Annotated in this window: 21 protein-coding genes; 4 read left to right on the forward strand and 17 right to left on the reverse strand. The window is 66.1% G+C overall.

The window, feature by feature from the left end:
• Position 1: 1 nt before the first annotated feature.
• Genes guaD through xdhA form a run of 4 tightly spaced genes read right to left on the reverse strand, consistent with a single transcriptional unit; the run spans position 2 to position 5,769 of the window.
• Positions 2 to 1,285, reverse strand: coding sequence for a guanine deaminase (gene guaD / locus RAH32_RS04660; RefSeq protein WP_306605586.1), 1,284 nt, complete (start codon positions 1,283 to 1,285; stop codon positions 2 to 4).
• Positions 1,273 to 2,013 carry a xanthine dehydrogenase accessory protein XdhC gene (gene xdhC, locus RAH32_RS04665; RefSeq protein WP_306605588.1) on the reverse strand — a complete coding sequence of 247 codons (741 nt, stop codon included), beginning with the start codon at positions 2,011 to 2,013 and terminating at the stop codon, positions 1,273 to 1,275. The genes guaD and xdhC overlap by 13 nt, the downstream gene beginning before the upstream one ends.
• On the reverse strand, positions 2,010 to 4,316 hold the full coding sequence (gene xdhB, locus RAH32_RS04670; RefSeq protein WP_306605590.1) for a xanthine dehydrogenase molybdopterin binding subunit: 2,307 nt from the start codon (positions 4,314 to 4,316) through the stop codon (positions 2,010 to 2,012). Before xdhB ends, xdhC begins: the two co-directional genes overlap by 4 nt.
• A 1-nt stretch (position 4,317) precedes the next feature.
• Positions 4,318 to 5,769 carry a xanthine dehydrogenase small subunit gene (gene xdhA, locus RAH32_RS04675; protein WP_306605592.1) on the reverse strand — a complete coding sequence of 484 codons (1,452 nt, stop codon included), beginning with the start codon at positions 5,767 to 5,769 and terminating at the stop codon, positions 4,318 to 4,320.
• A 113-nt stretch (positions 5,770 to 5,882) separates the two neighbouring features.
• On the opposite strand from xdhA, the gene RAH32_RS04680 reads away from it, so the two are divergent.
• Entirely contained in the window at positions 5,883 to 6,782 is a 900-nt protein-coding gene (locus tag RAH32_RS04680; RefSeq protein WP_306605594.1) for a LysR family transcriptional regulator, read from the forward strand.
• Here RAH32_RS04680 and RAH32_RS04685 read toward each other — a convergent pair.
• The 9 genes from RAH32_RS04685 to bhcA all read right to left on the reverse strand — a co-directional run bounded on the left by RAH32_RS04685 (position 6,779) and on the right by bhcA (position 16,170).
• The gene (locus RAH32_RS04685) at positions 6,779 to 7,216 is read right to left on the reverse strand and encodes a GNAT family N-acetyltransferase (RefSeq protein ID WP_306605596.1); all 438 of its coding nucleotides are present in this window, start codon (positions 7,214 to 7,216) and stop codon (positions 6,779 to 6,781) included. The genes RAH32_RS04680 and RAH32_RS04685 overlap by 4 nt on opposite strands.
• 4 nt (positions 7,217 to 7,220) lie before the next feature.
• Positions 7,221 to 8,483 carry a urate hydroxylase PuuD gene (locus RAH32_RS04690; protein WP_373429667.1) on the reverse strand — a complete coding sequence of 421 codons (1,263 nt, stop codon included), beginning with the start codon at positions 8,481 to 8,483 and terminating at the stop codon, positions 7,221 to 7,223.
• Positions 8,484 to 8,486: 3 nt separating this feature from the next.
• Positions 8,487 to 8,840, reverse strand: coding sequence for a hydroxyisourate hydrolase (gene uraH / locus RAH32_RS04695; RefSeq protein WP_306605599.1), 354 nt, complete (start codon positions 8,838 to 8,840; stop codon positions 8,487 to 8,489).
• A gap of 185 nt (positions 8,841 to 9,025) precedes the next feature.
• Complete coding sequence (locus tag RAH32_RS04700) at positions 9,026 to 10,375, reverse strand: 8-oxoguanine deaminase (protein ID WP_306605600.1); 1,350 nt, start codon at positions 10,373 to 10,375, stop codon at positions 9,026 to 9,028.
• A complete protein-coding gene (locus RAH32_RS04705) occupies positions 10,359 to 11,837 on the reverse strand; it encodes a nucleobase:cation symporter-2 family protein (protein ID WP_306605602.1) in 1,479 nt (492 codons plus the stop codon). Before RAH32_RS04705 ends, RAH32_RS04700 begins: the two co-directional genes overlap by 17 nt.
• A gap of 34 nt (positions 11,838 to 11,871) precedes the next feature.
• Complete coding sequence (gene bhcD, locus RAH32_RS04710) at positions 11,872 to 12,834, reverse strand: iminosuccinate reductase BhcD (protein ID WP_306605604.1); 963 nt, start codon at positions 12,832 to 12,834, stop codon at positions 11,872 to 11,874.
• On the reverse strand, positions 12,834 to 14,012 hold the full coding sequence (bhcC, locus tag RAH32_RS04715; RefSeq protein ID WP_306605606.1) for a 3-hydroxy-D-aspartate aldolase BhcC: 1,179 nt from the start codon (positions 14,010 to 14,012) through the stop codon (positions 12,834 to 12,836). Before bhcC ends, bhcD begins: the two co-directional genes overlap by 1 nt.
• Entirely contained in the window at positions 14,009 to 14,983 is a 975-nt protein-coding gene (gene bhcB, locus RAH32_RS04720) for a beta-hydroxyaspartate dehydratase BhcB (protein ID WP_306605608.1), read from the reverse strand. The genes bhcC and bhcB overlap by 4 nt, the downstream gene beginning before the upstream one ends.
• Positions 14,983 to 16,170, reverse strand: a complete 1,188-nt coding sequence (gene bhcA, locus RAH32_RS04725; protein ID WP_306605610.1) for an L-aspartate--glyoxylate aminotransferase BhcA — start codon at positions 16,168 to 16,170, stop codon at positions 14,983 to 14,985. The genes bhcB and bhcA overlap by 1 nt, the downstream gene beginning before the upstream one ends.
• Before the next feature lie 184 nt (positions 16,171 to 16,354).
• Here bhcA and bhcR point away from each other — a divergent pair, with 184 nt between their 5' ends.
• Positions 16,355 to 17,155, forward strand: a complete 801-nt coding sequence (gene bhcR / locus RAH32_RS04730; RefSeq protein ID WP_306605612.1) for an HTH-type transcriptional regulator BhcR — start codon at positions 16,355 to 16,357, stop codon at positions 17,153 to 17,155.
• A gap of 53 nt (positions 17,156 to 17,208) precedes the next feature.
• Here bhcR and RAH32_RS04735 read toward each other — a convergent pair whose 3' ends face one another.
• On the reverse strand, positions 17,209 to 18,510 hold the full coding sequence (locus tag RAH32_RS04735; protein ID WP_306605614.1) for an NCS2 family permease: 1,302 nt from the start codon (positions 18,508 to 18,510) through the stop codon (positions 17,209 to 17,211).
• Positions 18,511 to 18,731: 221 nt separating this feature from the next.
• On the opposite strand from RAH32_RS04735, the gene puuE reads away from it, so the two are divergent.
• Together puuE and RAH32_RS04745 are read left to right on the forward strand one after the other, a co-directional pair.
• Positions 18,732 to 20,138, forward strand: a complete 1,407-nt coding sequence (gene puuE, locus RAH32_RS04740; protein ID WP_306605616.1) for an allantoinase PuuE — start codon at positions 18,732 to 18,734, stop codon at positions 20,136 to 20,138.
• A 5-nt stretch (positions 20,139 to 20,143) separates the two neighbouring features.
• Positions 20,144 to 21,040, forward strand: coding sequence for a bifunctional allantoicase/(S)-ureidoglycine aminohydrolase (locus RAH32_RS04745; RefSeq protein ID WP_306605618.1), 897 nt, complete (start codon positions 20,144 to 20,146; stop codon positions 21,038 to 21,040).
• A gap of 33 nt (positions 21,041 to 21,073) precedes the next feature.
• On the opposite strand, the gene RAH32_RS04750 is transcribed toward RAH32_RS04745, so the two are convergent.
• From RAH32_RS04750 to RAH32_RS04760, 3 genes are read right to left on the reverse strand one after another with little or no spacing between them, the layout of a single operon-like run.
• A complete protein-coding gene (locus RAH32_RS04750; RefSeq protein ID WP_306605619.1) occupies positions 21,074 to 22,546 on the reverse strand; it encodes a carboxypeptidase M32 in 1,473 nt (490 codons plus the stop codon).
• Positions 22,543 to 23,691 carry a heme A synthase gene (gene ctaA, locus RAH32_RS04755; RefSeq protein ID WP_306605621.1) on the reverse strand — a complete coding sequence of 383 codons (1,149 nt, stop codon included), beginning with the start codon at positions 23,689 to 23,691 and terminating at the stop codon, positions 22,543 to 22,545. Before ctaA ends, RAH32_RS04750 begins: the two co-directional genes overlap by 4 nt.
• Before the next feature lie 33 nt (positions 23,692 to 23,724).
• Positions 23,725 to 24,453 carry an RNA methyltransferase gene (locus RAH32_RS04760; RefSeq protein WP_306605623.1) on the reverse strand — a complete coding sequence of 243 codons (729 nt, stop codon included), beginning with the start codon at positions 24,451 to 24,453 and terminating at the stop codon, positions 23,725 to 23,727.
• Between the last annotated feature and the right edge of the window lie 67 nt (positions 24,454 to 24,520).

A 24,520-nucleotide genomic window follows, 5' to 3' on the forward strand; every position in this document is an offset into this window, starting at 1 on the left:
ATTAACCATGTTTCTTCATCGGCTTACCCGCTACATAAGTTTCGCGGATGCTGCGGTCGTCGCCCATGATCTCCAGGATGAAAAGTTCCTGTTCCAGCGTTTCCGACCGCTCCATGCGCAGCGCCATCGCAGGCGTGGCGCGGGCGTCCAGCACCACCAGATCCGCCATGCTGCCAGGGTCCAGCGTGCCGATCTGGTCCGCCATCCCCAAGGCCATCGCATTACCGCGGGTGATCCAGTGGAAGGCCGACAGCGGCGTCAGCTTCTGTCCGCGCAGTTGCAGGATCTTGTAGCCTTCGTTCAGGGTCTGCAGCATGGAATAGCTGGTGCCGCCCCCCACATCGGTGGCAATCCCGCTGACCACGCCCGCCGCGCGCAGCCCGGCTTCGTCGAACAGTCCCGATCCAAGAAACAGGTTCGAGGTCGGGCAGAACACCGCCCGGCTGCCGGTTTCCGCCATGCGCTCGATCTCTCTCGGGCGCAGGTGGATCGAGTGGCCCAGCAGCAGCTTGTCGGACAAAAGGCCGTAGGTTTCGTAGATGTCGAGGTAGTCGCGGGCCTGCGGATAGAGGCTCAGCGTGAAGTCGATCTCGTCCTTGTTCTCGGACAGGTGGGTCTGGATGTGGCAGTCGGGATGCTCGCGCACCAGCGTTCCCGCCGCTTCCATCTGTTCGGGGGTCGAGGTGATCGCGAAGCGCGGCGTGATCGCGTAACGCTGGCGGCCCATGCCGTGCCAGCGGCCGATCAGCGCCTTGCTGTCGTCATATCCCTGCTGGGGCGTGTCCAGCACCTCGGGCGGGGCGTTGCGGTCCATCATCACCTTGCCCGCGACCATCGCCATGTTGCGGGCATGGGCTGCGGAAAACAGCGCCTCGGCGCTTTCGGCGTGGACCGAACAGAAGGCGACCGCCGTGGTCGTACCGTGATCCGTCAGCAGGTTCAGGAAGGCCTCGGCCATGGCGGGGGCATGGCCCTGCTGGCGGAAGCGCGCTTCCTCGGGGAAGGTATAGGTGTTCAGCCAGTCCAGAAGCTGCGCGCCCCAGCTGGCGATCACCTGCACCTGCGGGAAGTGGATATGCGTGTCGATGAAGCCCGGCATGATCAGGTGCGGGCGGTGGTCGATTTCGGCCAAGCCGGGACGGGCCAGGGTGGCGTAGTCGTCCACGGCCAGGATGCGGCCGTCCTCGACCAGGATCGCGCCGTCCTCAAGGTAGCGGTGGTTGTCGGACGTGTCGTGGGGGTCGGCGTGGAAGCCGAGAACGCGGCCCCGGATCAGCTGTTGCATGGGTATTTTTTCAAAGAAGAAGCTGCAGTCAGCCGCGCGATCAGTTCGGCGGCGGTGAAGGCGGCGATGACCGCCGGACGCTTGTCATGGGTGAAGCCTGCGCCGATGGGGCAGACCAGCGGCGCGGCGTCGAGGCCGCGCTCTCGGGCAAAGCGGGTGAACTGCGCGCGCTTGGTGGCGCTGCCGATCATGCCGATATAGAACAGGTCGTCGCGCGCCAAGGCCTCGGCAGCCAGCAGGAAATCGAGCGCATGGTCATGGGTCAGGATCACCACGGCGCTGCCGGGACGGGCGGCGCGGATTTCGGATTCGGGCAGCGGGGTCAGGCGGGTCTCGATGCCAGGGGCGGCCTGGGCCAGTTCCTCGGGACGGCTGTCGATCAGGGTCGCGTTGACCGGCAAGGGTTGCAGCGCCTGCGCCAAAGCGCGCCCGACATGGCCCGCGCCGAAGACCAGCACGTCGGGATGATCCTCGGGCGTGGGGCCTTCCCGGTCCAGGTGCAGGACCACCCTGCCCCCGCAGCACTGGCCGATTTCCGGCCCCAGGGGGATGTCCATGCGCGCCTCGGCCTCGCCCGAGGCCAACATGGCACGGGCGCGCTCGATGGCCATGTATTCCAGCTGGCCGCCGCCGATGGTGCCCTCCACGCGATCGGGACCGACAAACATCTCGGCCCCCGCATCGCGCGGAGTGGACCCCAGGGCCTGCATGACCCGGACCCGGATCATCCCCGCAGCTTCTCGATCGCCATCAGCACGCGTTCGGGCGTGGCGGGGGCGTCCAGGCGCGGGTGTTCGCGATAGTCGCTGAAGGATGCGACGGCCATGTTGATCGCCTCGAAGACGCTGATGCCCAGCATGAAGGGCGGCTCGCCCACGGCCTTGGACCGCTTGATGCTGCGTTCGGCGTTTTCTGACCAGTCTGCCAGCTTGACGTTGAAGACGCGCGGCCTGTCAGACGCCAGCGGCACCTTGTAGGTGGAAGGCGCGTGGGTCCGCAGGCGCCCCTTGTCGTCCCACCACAGCTCCTCGGTGGTCAGCCAGCCGGCGCCCTGGACAAAGGCGCCCTCGACTTGGCCCTTGTCCAGGGCCGGGTTCAGGGACCGACCCACGTCATGGATCACGTCCGTGCGGTCGATGACATATTCGCCGGTCAGCGTATCGACCGACACCTCGGACACCGAGGCGCCATAAGCATAGTAATAGAACGGCCGCCCCCGGCCCGTCGCGCGGTCCCAGTGGATCTTGGGCGTCTTGTAGAAGCCCGCCGCCGACAGGTGGATCCGCGCCATGTAGGCCGCCGCGATCACCTCGTTCCAGGGGATCAGGTGGTCGCCCGCGCGGATATGGCCGGGCACGAACTGGATGTCATCCTTCGGCTGCTGCCAGCGTTCGGCCACGAACTCGACCAGCCGCGCCTTGATCTGTTCGGCCGCGTCAAGCGCCGCCATGCCGTTCAGGTCGGTCCCCGAGGACGCCGCCGTGGCCGAGGTGTTGGGCACCTTTTCCGTCGTGGTGCGGGTGATCTTGATGCAGTTGATGTCGCACTGGAACGCCTCGGCCACGACCTGGGCGACCTTGGTGTTGAGGCCCTGCCCCATCTCGCAGCCGCCATGGTTCAGCGCGATGGACCCGTCGTTATAGACATGGATCAGCGCGCCCGCCTGGTTGAACCAGGTCGCGGTGAAGCTGATGCCGAACTTGACCGGCGTCAGCGCGATGCCCTTGCGGATCACGCCCCCCTTCGCGTTCCAGTCCAGCACCGCCTGGCGGCGGGCGTGATAGTCGCTGGATGCCTCAAGCTCCGCAAAGATTTGCGGCAGGATCTGGTCGGTGACCTCCTGGTGATAAGGCGTCAACTGGCCGTTCTGGTAAAGGTTCGCCTTGCGGATCTCCAGCGGGTCGCGGCCCAGCGTATAGGCGATTTCCTCCATGATTCGTTCGGCGACGATCACGCCCTGCGGCCCGCCAAAGCCGCGGAAGGCCGTGTTGCTGACCGTGTTCGTCTTCATCGGATGGCTGCTGACGCGCACATCGGGATAGTAATAGGCGTTATCGCAGTGGAACAGCGCGCGATCCGTCACCGGGCCGGAGAGGTCGGCAGAGAAACCGCAACGGGCATACCAGTCACCCCGGACCGCGCGGATCTTGCCGTCATCGTCGAAGCCGACTTCGTAATCCACGACGAAATCGTGGCGCTTGCCGGTGGCGGTCATGTCGTCGTCGCGGTCGGGGCGGATCTTGACGGCGCGGTTCCAGCGTTTCGCGGCAATGGCCGCAACGCAGGAAAACAGGTTCATCTGCGTTTCCTTGCCGCCGAAGCCCCCGCCCATCCGGCGCACGTTCACCACGACCGCGTTGTTCTGGCAACCCAGCACATGGGCCACCATGTGCTGCACCTCGGACGGGTGCTGGGTCGAGACGTTGATGGTCACGTCCTCGTCCTCGCCCGGGACGGCCATGGCGATCTGGCCTTCCAGGTAGAAATGGTCCTGCCCGCCGATTTTGAAGCGGCCCTTGATCACACGGGGCGCGGCGGCCATGCCTGCATCCGCATCGCCACGGCGCAGGGTCAGGGGATCGGTGACATAGCCCATCCCGGCGTCTTTCGCGGCCATCGGGTCAAGCGCATGGGGCAGAACGTCATAGGTGATGCGCACCTTGTGCGCCGCGCGCCGTGCCTGATCGCGTGTTTCCGCGATCACGGCAAAGACCGGCTGGCCCCAGAACAGGACCTCTTCCTCGGCGAAGATCGGGTCGTCGTGCTTGCCGTTGGGCGACACGTCGTTGACGCCGGGAATGTCCTTGGCAGTCAGCACCCCAACGACGCCCGGGTGCGCCAGCGTTTCCGAAAAATCCATGCCGGTGATCTTGCCATGCGCGCATTGCGACAGGCCCAGATAGGCGTGCAGCAACCCATAAGGCTCGGCCAGGTCGTCGGTGTAGTCGGCGCGGCCGGTGACGTGCTTGATGGCGCTGTCGTGGATGGTGTCCTGATGCGCCTGGCCGCGGATGGTGGTTTCGTCCTTCATGTCATGCTCCCACGGCTTGGGTGAGGCGAACCGGCAGGCCGGGTTCGGATTGTTCCAGCCAGAAGCGGCGGAACAGGTTGGCGGCGACCGTGCGACGGTAATCGGCACTGGCGCGCCAGTCGCTCAGCGGCTGGAAGTCGTCCGCGACGGCACGGGCGGCGGCCTCGAAGGCTTCTCGGGCGAAGGGCTGCCCCTTCAGCGCGGCCTCGGCCCCCGAGGCACGCTTGGGCGTGCCCGCCATTCCGCCGAAACAGATGCGGGCATCGGTGATCGTGCCGCCTTCGACGGTCAGGCAGAAGCCGGCGGCGACGGCGGTGATGTCGCTGTCGCGGCGCTTGCTGATCTTGTATGCGGCGACCTTGGCTTGCGGGCGGATCGGGATGATGACCTCCTCGACGAATTCGCCCGGCGCGCGGTCCTGCTTGCCGTATTCGATGAAGAAATCCCCAAGCGGCAGTTCGCGCCGCGCCTCGCCCTTGCGCAACACGATCCGCGCGCCAAGCGCGATCAGCAGCGGCGGCGTGTCGCCGATGGGCGATCCGTTGGCGATGTTGGCGCCGATGGTGCCCATGTTACGCACCTGCCAGCCGCCGATGCGCAGCCAGTAGTCATAGGCGGCGGGGATATGCTGGCGGATCAGCGGCGCGGCCTCGCTGTAGGTCACGCCCGCGCCCAGGCGGATCTCGTCCCCCTCGACGCGCTTGGACTTCATCAGGTGGCCGATGAACACCGCAGGGGAGATGTCGCGCATGAACTTCGTGACCCACAGGCCGACATCGGTCGCGCCGGCGATGATGGTGGCTTTCGGTTCGGCCTCCAGCACGGCGGCCAGATCGTCCACATCGCCGGGGATGATGGCGCGTTCGCCGCCCTTCGACAGTTCGACCCGCTCGCCCCGCATGTCCCGCAGCTTCGAGGTCACGAGTTCCCGTTCCACCGCCAGCGCGTCGGATGCCTGACCGCCCGCGCGGCCTGCGGCAAGCGCCGCCTTGACGATCGGCTCGTATCCCGTGCAGCGGCAGATGTTGCCTTGCAAAGCCACCTCGATATCCGTGGCCGTGGCTTCGGGATTGGCCATCCACAAGCCATACAGCGCGATCACGATCCCCGGCGTGCAGAAGCCGCACTGACTGCCGTGATGTTCCACCATCGCGGCCTGGATCGGGTGCAATCCGCCGTCCGGCCCGTGCAGGTGTTCGATCGTGACGACATGGCAGCCATGGCAGGACGCCAGGAAGCGGATGCAGGCGTTCACGGGTTCATAGATCAGCCCGTCATCGGTCAAGCGACCGACGAGCACCGTGCAGGCGCCGCAATCGCCCTCGGCGCAGCCTTCCTTGGTGCCGGTCAGGCGGCGGTTGATGCGCAGGAAATCCAGCAGCGTGTCCGAAGCACCGACCTCGGTCAATTCAACCTGCTGATCGTTCAGCAGAAAGCGCAGCGCGGGTGTCATGGCAATCCTTCGTGGCTGTGGACCCGTCATCAAGCTAGGCCGAAAAAAACGGTTGCGAAATCGGCGCCGACCCGGAAGACTTTACACGATTCCTTGAAAACGGCCTATCATCCATGTCCTATCTTGAAAGCCTGCGCGTCTTTGTCCGTGTGGTCGAACTGGGTTCGATCACGTCGGGGGGCCGGGACCTGCGGCTTTCCCCGGCAGTGGCCTCGAACCGCATCAAGGATCTGGAAAACCGCTTTGGCGTGCGGCTGCTGAACCGCACCACCCGCAAGCTGACCCCCACCGAGATCGGGCGCGCCTTCTATGACAACGCCCGCCGCGTCATCGACACCTTGGACGAGGCCGAGGCGCTTGTGTCCAGCTTCTCGGGCCGCCCGCAGGGGGTGATCCGCCTGACCGCGCCGCTTGGCCTGGGACGGCGGCTGATCGCACCGTTGATCCCGCCTTTCTGCAAGGAAAACCCCGGCGTCGAATTCCGGCTGCGGCTGTCGGACCGCAACGTCAACATTGTCGAGGATGCGATCGACCTGGCGTTCTTTCTGGGAGAACCCGCCGATTCCGCATTGAAATGGCGCAAGATCGCGGATTGTCCGCGCGTGCTGGTCGCCTCGTCCGAATACCTGGCCCAGCACGGCACCCCCAAGGCGCCCGAGGATCTGGTCGATCACAACTGCCTGCTGCTGCGCTATCCCCGCAGCCCGGAATTCTACTGGGTCCTGCAGACCGAGGACGGCCCGCAGAAGATGATGGTTTCGGGGCGTTTCGACACCGACGACGGCGACGTGCTGACAACCTGGGCGCGTGGGGGTGAAGGTATCGCAAACCGGCCGCTGTACGAAGTCGCCGCAGATATCAAGTCCGGCCGCCTGGTCGAGGTCTTGCCCCGGAACCGCCCCCTGCCGTCGCAATTCGGCTGCCTGACCCCGCATCGACGGTTGCAAGACCCGAAGGTTCGGATGTTCGCGGATTTCGCGGTGCGGGAATTGAAGAAGGTTTTTGACCGCTAGGACGGGCGCGTCTTGAACAGGCGGATATTGCCGCCGCCCAGGTCGATCTCGCTGCCCCAACCGAGATGGCGGTAAACGGCAGCGGCGCGGGTGCCGCGGCCGGTTTCAAGCCAGATGACAGGGTGGCGCTGGAACAGCGCGGCCTCGGCCCTGGCGACAAGCCCGCCGCCGATGCCGCGTCCTTCGCATTCCGGGCGCACGAAGGCGGCGAACAGGGTTCCCCGGTCGTCGTCGATCATGGAAAAGCCGACGATCCGGTCATCCTCGACCGCGACCCAGCAGCAAGGGGCCGTGACGATCATGGCCGAAACGCTTTCGGGCGTGACGCCCAGCCTGGCCAGTTCCTCGACCCCCTGGTGGTTTTCCCGGACCGACGTGCGGACGTCGAACAAGGCTGCCGTATCCTCGGGCCGTGCGGGCCGGATACGGAACACGGGCCTACATTCCCGCCAGGCTTGCGCCGCCTGCGGCACGGAACCAGCGGATGATCTGCTCGCGCTCCTGCGGCTCCATATAGGTGACGTTTGCAGGGGGCATGGCATCGGTCAGCCCCGCCTGGACATAGATCTCGCGCGCGTGTTTCGCGATGTCGCCCGGTGTTTCCAGGAAGACGCCTTTCGGGGCATGAAGGATGCCCTCGTATCCCGGCTCACGCGCGTGGCACATCGAACAGCGGCCCAGCACGGCGTCGCTGACCTGCTGAAAGCCCTCGGCCTCGGCGAAGCGGGTTTCGACCGGGGTCAGGGGCCGCGTTTCGGCCTGTTCCAGCGTGTCCTGGTTCAGGCCGGCGGAAGACAGCCACATCACCATGATGAACAGCACCGCCGTCACCGCCCAGGTCCACCACTGGTATCCCTTGCGGGCGTGCATGGTGTTGAAGAAGTGCCGGATGGTCACGCCCATCAGAAAGATCAGCGCCGCGATCAGCCAGTTGTACTGGCTGGCGAAGGCCAGCGGATAGTGGTTCGACAGCATCAGGAAGATGACCGGCAGCGTCAGATAGTTGTTGTGCGTCGAACGCAGCTTGGCGATCTTGCCGTATTTCGGATCGGGCGCGCGCCCGGCCTTCAGGTCCGCCACCACGATCCGCTGGTTCGGCATGATGATGAAGAACACGTTGGCCGTCATGATCGTCGCGGTGAAGGCGCCCAGATGCAGCAGCGCCGCGCGGCCGGTGAAGACCTGCGTATAGCCCCAGCCCATCACGACAAGCGCCACGAACAGCAGCAGCATCAGGACCGTCGGCGTCTCGCCCAAGCGCGACTTGCACAGCGTGTCATAGATCAGCCAGCCAAGCGCCAACGAACCCGCAGAAATCAGAATCGCCTGCCAGGTCGCCAGATCGGCCTTGGCGGTGTCGATCAGATACAGGTTCGCGCCCGCCCAATAGGTGACCATCAGCAGCGCCGCGCCGGATAGCCAGGTGGCATAGCTTTCCCATTTGAACCAGGTCAGATGCTCGGGCATCTGTTCGGGCGCGACCAGGTATTTGTTGATGTGATAAAAGCCGCCGCCGTGGACCTGCCACTCCTCGCCATGCGCGCCCTTGGGCAGGCCCGGCACCTTTTGCAGCCCAAGATCCAGGGCGATGAAATAGAAGGACGATCCGATCCAGGCGATGGCGGTGATCACATGCGTCCAGCGGATGGCGAAGGCAAGCCATTCCCAGATGATGGTTTGGTCGGGGATCAGGTGCAGCATGGCTCAGCTTCCGCGATAGGTGGAGAAGCCGAAGGGCGAAACCAGCAGCGGCACGTGGTAGTGATCGTCCTGCGACATGCCGAAGCGGATCGGGATCACGTCCAGGAACCGCGGACTTTCAGGCTCGATCCCGGTGGCGTCCATCCAGGCGCCAGCGTGGAATTCCAACTCATAGGTGCCGGTGGCGAATTCCGCCGCAGGCAGGATCTGGCTGTCGGTGCGGCCGTCACTGTTGGTCTTCAGCCGTGCAAGTTCGGTCCGCTGGCCGTTTTCAAGACGGAACAGCACCACCTCCATCCCCTCGGCCGGGCGGCCGCGCGCCGTGTCCAGCACATGGGTGGTCAGGTATCCAGGCATCGTCGCCCTCCCTCATTATCGCTGTTTTCTTGATAACCGATCTGCCCAGGCCGGCACGAGTGGGACCGTAAGCAAGGTAGTCTTAAGATTTCGTAGAAAATCTGGCGGCGGGTTCTTTCACTTTGGCAGAAATATCCTCGGGGGGAACGCGCAGCGCGCGTTGGGGGGCAGACAGCCCCCCATCCTCAGCCCGCCAGGCGTGCCACGGCACGTTCGGCGCGCGCCCGCAGGTCACGGGGATCAGCGGTCAGCAGACGGTGATCGTCAACGACCGCCCTGCCCCCGACATAGACCGCGCGCGGACGGATCGGCGCGCAGAAGATCAGCGCCGCCACCGAATCCCATTGCCCCGCCAGCGGCAGGTCCGATACGTCCCACAGCACCAGGTCGGCCTGCATCCCCGGCGTCAAGGCGCCGATGTCGCTGCGCCCCAGAACACGCGCCCCGCCCAGTGTCGCGATCTCCAACGCCTCGCGTGCGCCCATGGCGGCGGGGCCGTCCTTCAGCCGCGCGACCAGCATGGCCTGCCGCGCCTCAAGCCCAAGGTGGCTGCAATCGTTGCTGGCCGAGCCATCGACGCCAAGGCCCACCGGCACGCCCGCATCGCGCATCGCACGGACCGGGGCAATCCCGCTGGCAAGCCGCGCGTTGGAGCAGGGGCAATGCGCCACCCCCGTGCCGGTGCGGGCGAACAGGTCGATCTCGGGCGCGGACAGCTTCACGCAATGGGCGTGCCAGACATCGTCGCCGGTCCAGCCCAGGCTTTCGGCATAGTCCCCCGGCAGCATCCCGAAATTGTCCAGCGAATAGCGGATGTCCTCGTCATTCTCGGCCAGGTGGGTATGCAGGCGCACGCCCTTGTCCCGCGCCAGGATCGCCGAGTCGCGCATCAGCTCGCGGCTGACCGAGAAGGGCGAACAGGGCGCAAGCGCCACCTGCACCATCGCGCCCTCGCCCGCGTCGTGGAAGGCATCCACCACACGTTCACTGTCGCGCAGGATCGCGGCCTCGTCCTCGACCAGGGCGTCGGGCGGCAGGCCGCCCTTGCTTTCGCCGATCGACATGGCCCCGCGCGTTGCCGTGAAGCGGATGCCAACCTTCTGCGCGGCCTCGATGCTGTCGTCCAGCCGCGAGCCGTTCGGGAACAGATACAGATGGTCCGACGAACAGGTGCAGCCCGACATCGCCAGTTCCGCAAGCCCCACCTCGGCTGACAGGCGGATGTCGTCGGGCGTCATGCGCGACCAGATGGGATAAAGCGTGCGCAGCCAGCCGAACAGCGCCGCGTCCTGCGCGGCGGGCACGGCGCGGGTCAGGGTCTGGAACAGGTGGTGATGGGTGTTGACCAGCCCGGGCGTGATCACGCAGCCCGCGGCCTCGACCACTGTCGCACCATTGCGCGGCAGGTTTTCACCCGCCGCGACGATCTTTCCATTCTCGACCAGGACATCGCCGCCCCGGATTTCCCGCCGGGCGTCGTCCATGGTGACGACGACCTCGGCGCCCCGGAACAGCGTCCTAGTGGTCCGCGACATGACCCGCCGCCCGCAGCTCTTCCTCGTCCACATGGGCCGCGCCGTTGTAGAACCAGTTCAGCAGAACTGCCGTGATCGCCGCCAGCAGGATGCCGGAATGGATCAGCGGGTGGATTGCGTGCGGCATCCACTGGTTGAAGTTCGGCGCAACCAGCGGGATCATCCCCATCCCGACCGAGATCGCGACGATGAACAGATTGTGCCGGTTGGTGGCAAAATCCACACGCGCCAGGATGCGCACGCCGGTCGCCGCGACCATGCCGAACATCACCAGACCCGCGCCGCCCAGGACGGTCGTCGGCAGGCTTTCGACAAGCGCGCCCATCTTCGGGATCAGGCCCAGCACGATCATGATCGCGCCCCCCGCCACGCAGACGAAGCGCGACCGGATTCCGGTGACGCCCACCAGCCCGACGTTCTGGCTGAACGAGGTATAAGGGAAGGTGTTGAAGATCCCGCCGATCATGGTGCCCAAGCCGTCGGCGCGAAGGCCCGCAGCCAGCGACTTCTGCTCCATGGGCTTCTTGCAGATGTCCGAAAGGGCCAAGAACATGCCGGTGGATTCAATCAGCGTAACCAGCATGACCAGCACCATCGTGGCGATCATGATCGGGTCGAAGGTCGGCATCCCGAAGTGGAACGGCTTGATGACCGCGAACCATTCCGCCGCGCCGACCTTGTCGAAGTTCATCATGCCCAGCATGGCTGCGACGACGCCGCCCACGACGATGCCGACGAGCACGGCGATGTTCGACAGGAAGCCGCGCGCGAATTTCGACACCAGCAGGATCGTGCCCAGCACCAGCACCGCGATCAGGATGTTCTGCCCTGCCGCATAAAGCGGGTTCTGCACCGTCGGCGCCAGCGTCACGCTGGCGGGCACGTTGCCCGCCGCGCGGGCGGCCTCCAGCCAGGCGGCGGCTTCGGGGTCCACGATCTTGGGTGCGGTCGGGCCGACCTGCAGGCCGAAGATCCAGTTGATGCCGATGGGCATCAGGCTGATCCCGATGGTCAGGATCAGCGTGCCCGTAACCACCGGCGGAAAGAACCGCAGCATCTTGGAAATGAAGGGCGCGATGAAGATGCCGATGATCCCCGCCGCGATGATTGCCCCGAACAACGCGCGCGCGCCTTCATGGCCGGGCATGGATGTCGCGACCGCGACCATCGGGCCGACGGATGCAAAGGTCACGCCCATCATCACGGGCAGCTTGATCCCGAAATACTGGGTCGCCCCCAGGCTCTGGATGATGGACACGACGCCGCAGACGAAGAGGTCGGCGGAAATCAGGAACGCCACCTCCTCGGGCGGCAGGTTCAGCGCGCGGCCGACGATCAGCGGGACCGCAATGGCCCCTGCATACATGACCAGCACATGCTGGAACCCAAGCGTGAACAGCTTGGGGGCGGGCAGGATCTCATCCACCGGATGGATCCCCCCCTGATAAGTTGCGTCAGACATTGCGGACCTCCCTTTCCACGGCTGTCTTGTTCCCTCAGATATCGACCTTTATGGCCTTTCCCTGTTGCTTGGCGAGTTCGACGACGGCCTTTGCGACGGCGAGGTCCTGGAGGCCCACGCCGGTGCCGTCGAAGATGGTGACATCCGCATCGCCGCGCCCCGGATGCTGGCCGATGATGACCTGGCCTATCGCGGTGACGTCCTCTGCGGAGATGGCGTTCTGCGCGCTTGCGTGCTGGAACTCGCCGATGCTGAGCGACTGGGCCACCTCATCGGTGAACAGGCGCGCGCGGGCGACAAGCGCCGGGTCCAGTTCCTGCTTGCCCTTGGTGTCGGTGCCCATCGCGGCGATATGCGTCGGCCCCTGGACATGACCGTCCATCAGCAGCGGCTCGAAGGCCGAGGTGATCGAGATGATCACGTCGGCTTCCGCGCCCAGTCGCGGCAGATCCACGGCCTCGAAGGGCAGGCCCAGATCAGTTGCGGTGTCGGCCAGGCGGGTCAGCATGTCGGGATGGGGGTTCCAGCCGATGACTTTCTCGAAATTGCCGAAGCGCACGGCGGCGCGCATCTGGAAGGCGGACTGGTGGCCCGCCCCAATCATGCCCAGCACCCGCGCCCCTTCGGGGGCCAGGTACTTGCTGGACACGGCACTCGCGGCCGCCGTGCGCAGCGCGGTCAGCAGGTTGCCCCCGACCGCCGCCGAGACGCGGCCGGTGTCGGGGTCGAACAGGAACACCGTGGACTGGTGGTTGATCAGCCCGTGCTTCCCGTTGTTGGGCCAGTATCCCCCGGCCTTGAGGCCGAGCGTCAGCCCTGCCCCGTCGAAGCCGCCCTTGAAGCCGTAGAGCGCGTCCTCATGCCCGATGGCCTCGCGCACGACGGGGAAGTTGCGGGCCTCGCCGCGCGCCATGGCGGCGAAGACCGCCTCGACCGCGTCGAACGCGGCCTCGGGGGTCATCAGGCCTGCGATCTCGCCTTCAGGAACGACCCACATCAATAGGCCTTCCCGCGCGCCGACACCGGCCACAGCGTTTCCACCTTGCCGTTCCTGACGCCCACATACCAGTCGTGGACGTTGCAGGTCGGGTCGCAATGGCCCGGCACCAGGCGCAGCTTGTCGTTGACCTTCAGGACGCCCTGCGGGTCGTCGACCACGCCATGCTCGTCGCTGCACTTGACGTATTTCACGTCGTCGCGGCCATAGACGAAGGGCAGCCCGCTGTCGACGGACTGCGCCTTCAGGCCCGCGTCCACGATCGCCTTGTCGGGCTTGGCGTGGCTCATCACGCTGGTCAGGATGAACAGCGCGTTTTCCCATTCGCCCTGGTCGATGCGCTTGCCCTCGGCATCGTGGATGCGGCCATAGTCCGCGTCCATGAAGGCATAGCTGCCGCACTGGAGTTCGTTGTAAACGCCCGAGTTGCTCTCGAAGTAATAGCTGCCGGTCCCGCCGCCCGAGACGAGTTCCGGCTCCAGCCCCGCGGCCTTCAGCGCCTCGACCGCATCCTTGACCTGGGCGATGGCCGCGTCCAGCTTGGCCTTGCGGTCCTCATAGCTGTCCATGTGCTGCATCGCGCCCTGATAGGCCTGGATGCCGGTGAACTTCAGCCCCGGTGCCGCGTCGAGGGCCTTGGCGATCTCCACCACTTCGGGCGTGGTCTTCACGCCGCAGCGGCCTGCGCCGCAGTCGATTTCCACGAAGCACTCGATGGTCGTGCCGTGCCTTTGCGCCGCCGCCGATAGGTCGGCGACGTTCGCCACGTCGTCCACGCAGACGATGATCCGGCTGCCCAGCTTGGGCAGGCGGGCCAGCCGGTCGATCTTCAGCGGGTCGCGCACCTGGTTCGAGACCAGCACGTCCTTGATGCCGCCGCGCACGAAGACCTCGGCCTCCGAGACCTTCTGGCAGCAGACGCCGACCGCGCCGCCCAGGCTTTCCTGCAGCTTCAGCACATCGACCGACTTGTGCATCTTGCCATGGGCCCGGTGGCGCATCCCGTGCGCCTTGGCATAGTCGCCCATCTTCCTGATGTTGCGCTCCAGCGCGTCCAGGTCGAGGATCAGGCAGGGCGTCTGGATGTCCGCCTCGTCCATGCCCGGCAGCGCGGGCACGTCGAAGCCGACTTCCAGGGTGTCGAGGTTCACGCCATTCGACTTGATCGGTGCGTTCATGATTGCGCTCCTTGGGTCCAGGGCAGCTTGTCGAGATCGACATTGCCGCCGGTGATGATGATGCCGACACGCTTGCCGGCGAAGGCGTCCTTGTTCTTCAAGATGGCCGCCAGCGGCACGGCGCTGGAGGGCTCCATCACCACGCGCAGGTGCTTCCAGATCAGCTTCATCGCATCGATGATTTCCGCGTCGGAGGCCGTGTAGATCTCGGAGACATGGTTGCTGACGAAATGCCAGGTCAGATCCTTCAGCGGCACCAGCAGTCCGTCGGCGATGGTCTTGGGCGCATCGTCGGCGATGATGTGACCCGCCTTGAAGCTGCGATAGGCGTCGTCGGCCTGCTCGGGCTCGGCCGCGATGACCTTCGTTTCCGGCGCCAGCGTCGAAAGCGTCAGGCAGGTGCCCGAGATCATGCCGCCGCCGCCGATCGGCGCCACGACCATGTCCAGCCCGTCGGTCTGCTCCATGAATTCCCTGGAACAGGTGCCCTGCCCCGCGATCACCCGCGGGTCGTTGTAGGGATGGACGAAATCGCCGCCGGTCCGCGCCTGCACCTCGGCGAATGTCGCCTCGCGCGAGGAGGTGGAGGGCTCGCATTCGGTGATCACGCCGCCATAGCGGCGCACCGTGTCCTTCTTGGCCTGCGGCGCCGTGCGCGGCATCACCACGTTGCACGGGATCCCCCGGCGCATCGCGGCGTAGCTGAGGCAGGAGGCATGGTTGCCGCTGGAATGGGTGGCCACGCCCTTCGCGGCCTGCGCCTCGTCCAGGCCGAAGACCGCGTTGGCGGCGCCGCGGACCTTGAAGGCCCCCGGCTCCTGGAAGTTCTCGCACTTGAAGAACAGCCGGGCCCCGGTCAGATCGTCCAGGTAATCCGAGGTGCGAACCGGCGTGCGGCGGATGTATGGCTGGATGCGGTCGTGTGCAGAAAGCATGTCCTGATAGGTCGGGATCTCCATGGCGTCCTTCATCACGCGGCAGCCTTCATTGCGGTGGCGCTTTGGCGGTAATGGTCCTGCGCGGCGGCGACGCCGCTGCCCAATTTCACCGGCAGGCCCAGGTCGGCCATGACCATTTCCGCCGTGGCGATGCCCGACAGCGCCATGACGTCGGTCAGGCTGCCAAGGTGGCCGATACGAAAGACCTTGCCCGCGACATCGCCAAGCCCGGTGCCGAAGGCCACGCCATAGGCGTTCAGCGCGTGGCTGACGATCTTGTTGGCATCGAACCCTTCCGGCACGCGGATCGCGCTGACGCTGTCCGAATACAATTCAGGGCGCTTGGCGCAAAGCTGCAACCCCCATGCACCAACGGCGCGGCGCACGCCCTCGGCAATGCGGTGGTGGCGGGCAAAGACGTTCTCCAGCCCCTCGTCCAGCAGCATCCCGCAGGCGACGTTCAGGCCGTTCAGCAGCCCGACCGGCGGCGTATAGGGATAGCCGTTGTTGGCATAGCCTTTCGCCATGTCACGGATGTCGAAGAAGGTGCGCGGCAGTTTCGCGGTCTCGACCGCCGCCATGGCCTTGGGCGAGAAACCGACAATGGCCAAGCCCGGGGGCAGCATGAAGCCCTTCTGGCTGCCGGTCACGGCGATATCGACGCCCCATTCGTCCATGCGGAAATCATAGCACGCAATCGACGAAACCCCGTCCACGAACAGCAGCGCCGGATGGCCGGCCGCATCAAGGGCGCGGCGGACGGCGGCGATGTCGCTGCGCACGCCGGTGGCGGTTTCGTTATGCGTCGCCAGGACGACCTTGATCTGGTGGCCCTTGTCGGCGGTCAGGATTTCCTCGAACCGGTCGGCGGGAACACCCTCGCCCCATTCCTGGGTGACGACCTGCACGTCAAGGCCGTGCCGCTGGCACATGTCGATCCAGCGGTGGCTGAACATGCCGTTGCGCGTCGCCAGAACCTTGTCGCCGGGCGACAGGGTGTTGGTGATCGCGGTTTCCCACCCGCCGGTCCCGGTCGAGGGGAAGACGAAGACCTGCCCCTGCGTGGTCTTCAGAACCTTCTTCACCCCTTCCAGCGCGGGGTGCAGGATGCGTCCGAAGACCGGGCTGCGGTGGTCGATCGTGGGCATGTCCACGGCCTTGCGCAGCACCTCGGGGATATTGGTGGGGCCTGGAATGAACACGGGATTCTGGCTGGTCATGGCTCTTCCTCCTCTGATAAGCGCAGAATACCACCTGCGACCAGATGTCACAATTTTTCTGGAAATGTTTTCCATTTTCGCGATAAATGCCAAAATCAGCAGCAAGACCATGTGCTTGCCTTTTTTCAGAAGGGGCGCAGGATTATTGCGGTTTTGGCAATGTATTCTTTAGAAAAGGGCGAAAATGTCTGAACCTACCCGCCGCCGGGGCCGCCCCCGCAGCACCAAGGACCAGGGCGGCACCGTGCAGGTGCTGGATCGCGCCCTGGACATGCTGGACCTGCTGGCCACCCATCCCGGCCTGACCCTGTCCGAGGTCGCGGACCGGATCGGCCAGCCGCCTTCGACCGTGCACCGGCTGCTGCATTCACTGGCCGCGCGCGGCATGGTGGAAAGCGATCCGGCCACGCAGGCCTGGAACATCGGGGCGGCGACCTTCCGGCTGGGATCGGCCTTCATGCGCAGGTCGGGGATCGTCGAACGTGCACGCCCTGTTCTGCAGGCGCTGATGAAGCATACCGGGGAAACGGCGAACCTGGGGATCCTGAACGGCGATGCGGTGCTGTTCGTCAGCCAGGCCGAAACCCACGAAACCATCCGCGCCTTCTTCCCGCCCGGCACCCGGTCGCCCCTGCACGCATCCGGCATCGGCAAGGCGCTGCTGGCCTATGGCCGGCCCGAGACATTGCGCGCCTATCTGGAGGGTCCCGGCCTGGCCCGTTTCACCGAAAGGACGCTGACCACGCCCGAGGCCCTGACCGAGGACATGGCACGGATCCGCGCCCGCGGCTTTTCCTTCGATGACGAGGAACGGACGCGCGGGATGCGCTGCATCGCCGCCCCGGTCTTCGACCTGACGGGCGAGGCGATTGCCGGGGTCAGCGTCAGCGGACCCACGCACCGCATCGGGCCAGAGCATGTCAAGACGCTGGGCGCGGTCGTGACGGCCGCCGCGGCGGAACTGAGCCATGCGATGGGTGGATAGCAAAAGGCCTCGCGGTCGCCCGCGAGGCCTCTTGTCGATGACTGCCGATCGGATCAGTGGCCGCCGAAGAAGGCGAACTTGATCACGAACAGCGCGGCCACGATCCAGGTCGCCGCATGGACCTGGGACGCCTTGCCGGTCAGCAGCTTGATCACCGCATAGCTGATGAAGCCGAAGGCCAGGCCGTTGGCGATGGAATAGGTGAAGGGCATCACCAGGGCGGTCAGGACGGCGGGGGCGGATTCAGTCACGTCCTCCCACGCGATCTCGGACAGTTCGCGCACCATCAGGGTCGCTACATACAGAAGCGCGGGCGCGGTGGCATAGGCGGGCACCGACCCGGCCAAGGGCGCAAAGAACATCGCCAGCAGGAACAGCACCGCCACGACAAGCGCGGTCAGCCCGGTCCGGCCCCCCGCCTGCACGCCGGACGCGCTTTCGACATAGGCCGTGGTCGAGCTGGTCCCCAGCATGGACCCCACGGTGATCGCGGTCGAATCCGCCATCAGCGCGCGCGACAGGCCGGGATTGGTATGCACCGGGCCTTCCTTCAGCAGGCCCGCACGCTTGGCCACGCCGATCAGGGTGCCGGTGGCGTCGAAGACCTCGACCAGGACCATGACCAGGATGACGTGGAAGATGCCGAAGCCAAGCGCGCCCCAGACATCAAGCTGCATCAGCGTCGGCGCGATGGAGGGCGGCATGGACATGATGCCGCCGAACTGGCTGACGCCCAGCAGGATCGCGGCCACCGTGATGACCAGGATGCCGATCAGGATCGCGCCCGTCACCCGCAACGCATCCAGCGCCACGATGATGAAGAAGCCCGCCACCGCCAGCAGCGTGCCGGGGTTGGTCAGGTCGCCCAGCGTGACCAGCGTCGCGGGGCTGTCCACCACGATCCCCGAGGATTGCAGCGCGATGATGCCCAGGAACATGCCGATCCCGGCGGCCACGCCGCTGCGCATCGACACGGGAATCCCCGCCACCAGCCAGCGGCGGATCCCTGTGGCCGACAGGAACAGGAAGATCAGGCCGCTGATGAAGACCGCGCCAAGCGCCTGCTGCCAGGTAAAACCCATGGCGCCAACGACGGTAAAGGCGAAAAAGGCGTTCAGCCCCATGCCCGGGGCCATGGCGATGGGCCAGTTGGCCCACAACGCCATGACCGCCGATCCGATGGCGGCGGCCAGGCAGGTGGCGACAAAGACGGCGTTGCGGTCCATGCCGGTCGTTGACAGGATGTCTGGGTTGACGAAAATGATATAGGCCATCGTCAGGAATGTGGTGATGCCTGCGATCACCTCGGTCCTGACGGTGCTGCCGTGTTGGGACAGCTTGAAATAACGTTCCATGGGTTTCCCTCCCGCGCGGCTTATGGTGGCCGCATGCGCGCAGCTTATGGGGGCCGCGTTCGTGGCAACAATCAGCACCAGCCCGCAAGTCTTTCAACAGGTAATTGAAACCGGCGCTGATCTTTTCCGATTCGTTGATACAGAATTCTGCTGCCGCCCGCTTGCCGCAGAGGCTCGCACGCGGTTTGCTGCGCGTGACGCTGCCACGGAAAGGATGCCCGATGCGCTATAGCCGCGACCTGCGAGGATATGGAGAAACCACCCCCGACCCGAAATGGCCTGGCGGCGCAAGGATCGCGGTGCAGATCGTCCTCAACTACGAGGAAGGCGGCGAGAACAGCATCGAACACGGCGACGCCGCCTCCGAGGCCTTCCTATCCGAGATCATCGGCGCCCAGCCCTGGCCCGGCAAGCGGCACTGGAACATGGAATCGATCTATGACTATGGCGCGCGCTCGGGCTTCTGGCGCCTGCACCGGATGCTGCGCGACATCCCCGTGACGGTCTATGGCGTCGCCACCGCCCTGGAACGCAGCCCCGAACAGGTGGCCGCGATGAAATCGGCCGGGTGGGAGATCGCGACCCACGGGTTGAAATGGATCGACTATCGCGACATCCCGCGCGAGGTCGAGGCGGATCACATCGCCCAGGCGGTCGAGCTGCACACCCGCGTCACCGGCGAACGCCCGCGCGGGTTCTACCAGGGCCGCTGTTCGATGAACACGGTGGCGCTTGGCTGCGAGGAAGGCGGCTTCGAATACCTGGCCGACACGATCGCGGACGAGCTGCCCTATTGGCATGTCCACAACGGCAAGCCGCAGCTGATGGTGCCCTATACGATGGACGCCAACGACATGCGCTTCTCGTCCGGCCAGGGCTTCGGCACGGGGACGGATTTCTTCGACTATCTGCGCGACAGCTTCGACATCCTTTACGCCGAAGGTGCGGCGGGCGCGCCCAAGATGATGTCGATCGGCCTGCATTGCCGACTTGCCGGGCGTCCGGGCCGGGCCATGGCGATCCAGCGGTTCCTGGACCATTGCCGCCAGCACGAGGGCGTCTGGTTCGCCAGCCGCCTCGACATCGCGCGCCACTGGGCCGAGGTGCATCCGTTCCAGCCGCGCCAGCGTCCGTCGCAGATGGACCGCGACAGCTTTGTCCAGAAATTCGGCGGCATCTATGAACATTCGCCCTTCATCGCCGAACGGGTCTGGGACGCCGAGATGGGCGCGGTCCATGACAGCGCCTCGGGCCTGGCCGCGCGGATGGCGCAGGTGTTCCGCAGCGCGTCCGACGACGAACGGCTGGGCGTCCTGAACGCGCACCCCGATCTGGCGGGCAAGCTGGCGCAGGCCAAGCGCCTGACGGCCGACAGCACCGCGGAACAGGCAAGCGCGGGATTGGACAGCCTGACGGATGATGAACGCGCGACGTTCACGCGCCTGAACGACGCCTATGTCGCCAAGCACGGCTTTCCCTTCATCATCGCCGTGCGCGACCACGACAAGCCGGGCATCATGGCCGCCATGCAGGCCCGCATCGACAACGACACCCCGACCGAGCGGGCCGAGGCCGAACGCCAGGTCATGCGCATCGGCGAACTTCGCCTGAAAGAGGCCCTGAAATGACCGACATGACCCCAGACCTTCCCCCTGCCGGCGCCCCCGTGGGCGACGTGGCCCCCGTCCCGGTCGAGAACCCGAACCGCGTGCCTTATGCCGGTCCCGTGGCGGGCCTGCCGCCGCAGACCGGCATGACCACCGACACGGCCGTCTTCACCGAGGCCTATGCGGTGATCCCCCGCACCGTGATGCGCGACATCGTGACCAGCTATCTGCCCGGCTGGACGGGGATGCGGATGTGGATGATCGCCCGGCCGCTCTCGGGCTTTGCCGAGACCTTCAGCCAGTACATCGTCGAACTGGCCGAGCGCGGCGGATCGGACCATCCCGATGACGACCCCGAGATCCAGCACGCCCTGTTTGTCACCGGCGGGTCGATGTCGGTGACCATTGACGGGACCGAACACCTGCTGACCCCCGGCGGCTTCGCCTATGTGCCCCCCGGCACGTCCTGGTCGGTCCGAAACACCACGCCCGGCAACACCGGCTTCCACTGGTGGCGCAAGCGGTGGCAGCCGGTCGAGGGGCTGGCGCGGCCCGATCCCATCGTCGCGCAGGAACAGGACATCCCTCCGTCCATGATGCCCGACACGGATGGCGCCTGGGGCACCACGCGCTTCATGGACCCGGCCGACCTGCGCCACGACATGCACATCACCGTGGTGACCTTCAAGCCGGGCGGATCCATCCCCTTCGCCGAGACGCATGTGATGGAGCACGGCCTCTTCGTGCTGGAGGGCAAGGCCGTCTATCGCCTGAACCGCGACTGGGTCGAGGTCGGGCCGGGCGACTACATGTGGCTGCGCGCCTTCTGCCCGCAGGCCTGCTATGCGGGCGGGCCGGGGCCGTTCCGATACCTGCTCTACAAGGACGTGAACCGACACGCGCCCTTGTGGCCCAACAGGTAAGCGAAAGGCCGGGCGGATCGCCCGGCCTTCTGTTTACAGCCCGTAGATCTGGCCGAACTTGCCTTCCAGATAGGACAGCAGCGGCTCGGGCGAGACATCGGCCCCCGTCGCCTCCTCGATCAGGGAACGCGGGCGCTTCAGCCCGCCATGGCGCTGCACGTTTTCTCGCAGCCACTCGACGGCCGGCGCGGCATCGCCCGCGGCAAGCGCATTGTCCAGGTCTGGCACCGCCTGCCGCATGGCATGGTTCAGGCAGCCCGCGAAGACGTTGCCCAAGGCATAGGTCGGGAAATAGCCGAACAGCCCTACCGCCCAATGCACGTCCTGCAAGACACCATTGGCCGGGCGGTCCACCACCACCCCGAAATCACGCAGGAAGCGGTCGTTCCAGGCCTCGACCAGATCGTCGGTGGACAGCCGCCCCGAGATCAGGTCGCGTTCCAGATCAAAGCGCATCATGATGTGCAGGTTGTATTGCACCTCGTCGGCCTCGGTGCGGATGAAGCCAGGGGTGACGCGGTTCACGGTGGCATAGAAGGCATCCGCATCGGTGATGTTCAGCCCGTCGAAGGCGTCCGACATGCGGCCAAACAGCCAGCCGGTGAAGGCTCGGCCCCGGCCCATCTGGTTTTCATAGATGCGGCTCTGGCTTTCGTGGACGCCCATCGACACGCCCCGGCCCAGGGGCGTGAAGGCGTAATCCGGGTCTATTCCCAGTTCATAGCTGGAATGGCCGACCTCGTGGATGGTGGAATAGATGCAGTTGAAGGGATCGGTTTCCACCACCCGCGTCGTGATGCGGCTGTCCTGCCACCGGCCGCTGCTGAAGGGGTGGACCGCGATGTCCATCCGCCCGCGCGTCCAGTCATATCCGAAGGCGGTGGCACAGGTGCGCGCCAGCCGGATCTGGGTTTCCTGCGGGAAATGGCCCGACAGCGGCGCGGGCTGCCGCCCGGCCCCCAGAACCTCCTCGCGCAGCGCCACCAGACGCGGGCGCATGGTGTCGAACAGGGCCGCGATCTCGGCCCCCGTCATGCCCTGTTCGTAATCGTCCAGCAGCGCGTCATAATGGTCGCCGCCATCGGCCAGGGCGGCGGCTTCGTCCTGCTTCAGGACCAGGACCTGATCCAGCGTGGGCAGGAAATCCTCGGGCGCGTCCTTGGCGCGTGCCTCGGCCCAGATGCCCTGGGACAGGGATGTGAGCCGCGCCAGTTCCTGCGCCAGCTTGGCGGGAATGCGGTTCGCGCGGCTGAAATCGCGTGCGATCAGTTCGACCGACCGGGCCTCGGCCTCGGTCCGGGGTTCGGCCACGTCCAGCCATTCGCCGATGCGCGGATCGGTGCGGCGCTCGTGCAGCACGGCCTCGATCGCGGCCATCTCCTCGGCCCGCTGTTCGACCGCGCCGCGCGGCATGACGGTTTCCTGGTCCCAGCCAAGCCGTTCGGCGATCGAGGACAGCGCCTCGGTCTGGCGCTGGAAGGCAAGCAGGTCGTTGATCGCCGTCATCGGATGGTCCCCCTGACCGAGGTTTCATGCGGAAAGCGCGCGTGGTGACGCGCCCGGATGATCAGCGCGAACAGGACGACCGCGCCCAACTGGTGCGTCAGCGCCAGCCCCAGGGGCGAAGCATGGATCACGTTCATGATGCCAAGCGCCACCTGCACCGCGACCGCCACGATCATCGCCGTGAAGGCACCGCGCGTGACAGGATGGGGCGAACGCCGCGCGCGCAGCCAGACCACGACCGCAAAGATCGCCAGCAGATAGCCCACCATCCGGTGGACGAACTGCACAAGCGCGGGGTTTTCGAAGAAGTTGCGCCAGCCAAGCACCGGGTCCCAGATCAGCGCGGGGATCCATTCGCCGCCCATGGTCGGCCAGCCGGTATAGGTGCGGCCCGCGTCGATGCCCGCGACCAACGCGCCGATCAGGATCTGCACGAAGGCCAGGTGCATCAGGCCCGTGGACATCGAAAACAGCTTGGCCTCGCCCGCGCGGCGGGCGCGCAGCAGGTCGGCCTCTGACCGGCCCAGCAGCAGGACATACCAGGTGATCAGGCCCAGGATCACGAAGGCCAGGCCGAGATGCGTCGCCAGCCGATAGGACGCCACGCGGGTCATCCCCTCGACCAGGCCGGAACTGACCATCCACCAGCCGATGGCCCCTTGCAGCCCGCCAAGCGCGCCCAGGCCCAGCAGGCGCGGGGTCCAGCCGGTCGGGATGCGCCGGGTTGCCAGGAAGAAGACAAAGCCCGCCGCCCAGACAAGGCCGATCAGCCGGCCCAGCAGGCGGTGCGCCCATTCCCACAGGTAGATCTCCTTGAAGCCCGCCAGATCCATGTCGGGATTGACCTCGACATATTGGGGGATCTGCTTGTAAGCCTCGAATTCCGCTTGCCAATCGGCTTCGTTCAGGGGCGGGATCGTGCCGGTGACGGGCGCCCATTCGGTGATGGACAGGCCCGACCCGGTCAGCCGGGTCGCGCCGCCAAGCGCGATCATCGCCAGGACCATCACGAAAAGGATCATCAGCCAGACGCGGATCGCGCGCCGCGCGCCGCGCGGGGCTGCGTCAATCATGCCGGTCGTGGTGACGGGGCGGCTGCTGGCGGTGGGGTCCGAAACTTCCTCGAACACGGGGCGCTTGGCCATCGCTTGCTCCTTCAGGCGGACAGTAGGGGTGGGTCAGCGCCGGGTCAACTGCCGCAGCATCCCGTGCAGGATGCGCACGTCGCCGCGGGTCAGCGCCAGGCGCGACCACATGTTGCGCAGGTTCAGCCGCATCGAGGCGGCCTTGGTCTCGGGAAAGAAGAAACCCGCCTCGGTCAGCCTTTCCTCCCAATGATCGCCCAGCTTCTCGATCTCCAGGCGGTCGGCCAAGGCGATGGCTTCGGGGCGGGCGTGGTGGGGGGACGGCTCGGCGGGCAGGATGTCGCGGCCATATTCATAGCCCATCAGCAGCACCGCCTGCGCCAGGTTCAGCGAGGGGAAGTCCGGGTTGACCGGCACCGTCACGATGGCATTGGCGCGTGCTACGTCGTCGTTTTCCAGCCCCGTGCGTTCCGGGCCGAAGATGATCGCGCAGCGGCCGGGATGGGTGCGCGCCATCTCCATCGCGGTCGCTGGCGTGTGGACGGGCTTCGACAGTTCGCGCCCCCGCGCGGTGGTGGCAAAGGCGAAGTCGATGCCCTCCATCGCCTCGGCCAGCGTCGGATAGATGCGGGCACGGTCCAGCACCTGCCCCGCCGCGCCGGACGCCATGGCTATGGCGCGCGGGTTGGGCCAGCCGTCGCGGGGATCGACCAGCCGCATCTCGGTCAGGCCGAAGTTCAGCATGGCGCGAGCGGCGGCGCCGATGTTCTCGCCCATCTGCGGGCGGACCAGGATGATGACGGGCAGGCGTTGGCTTTGCATGATGGGGCAGATAGTCCGTCTGGCGGCGGGCGGCAAGCTGCGCTATGGGCGAGCCAAAGGAGTTCGC

This window comes from Paracoccus yibinensis (assembly GCF_030846195.1).
Taxonomy (GTDB): Bacteria; Pseudomonadota; Alphaproteobacteria; order Rhodobacterales; family Rhodobacteraceae; genus Paracoccus; species Paracoccus yibinensis.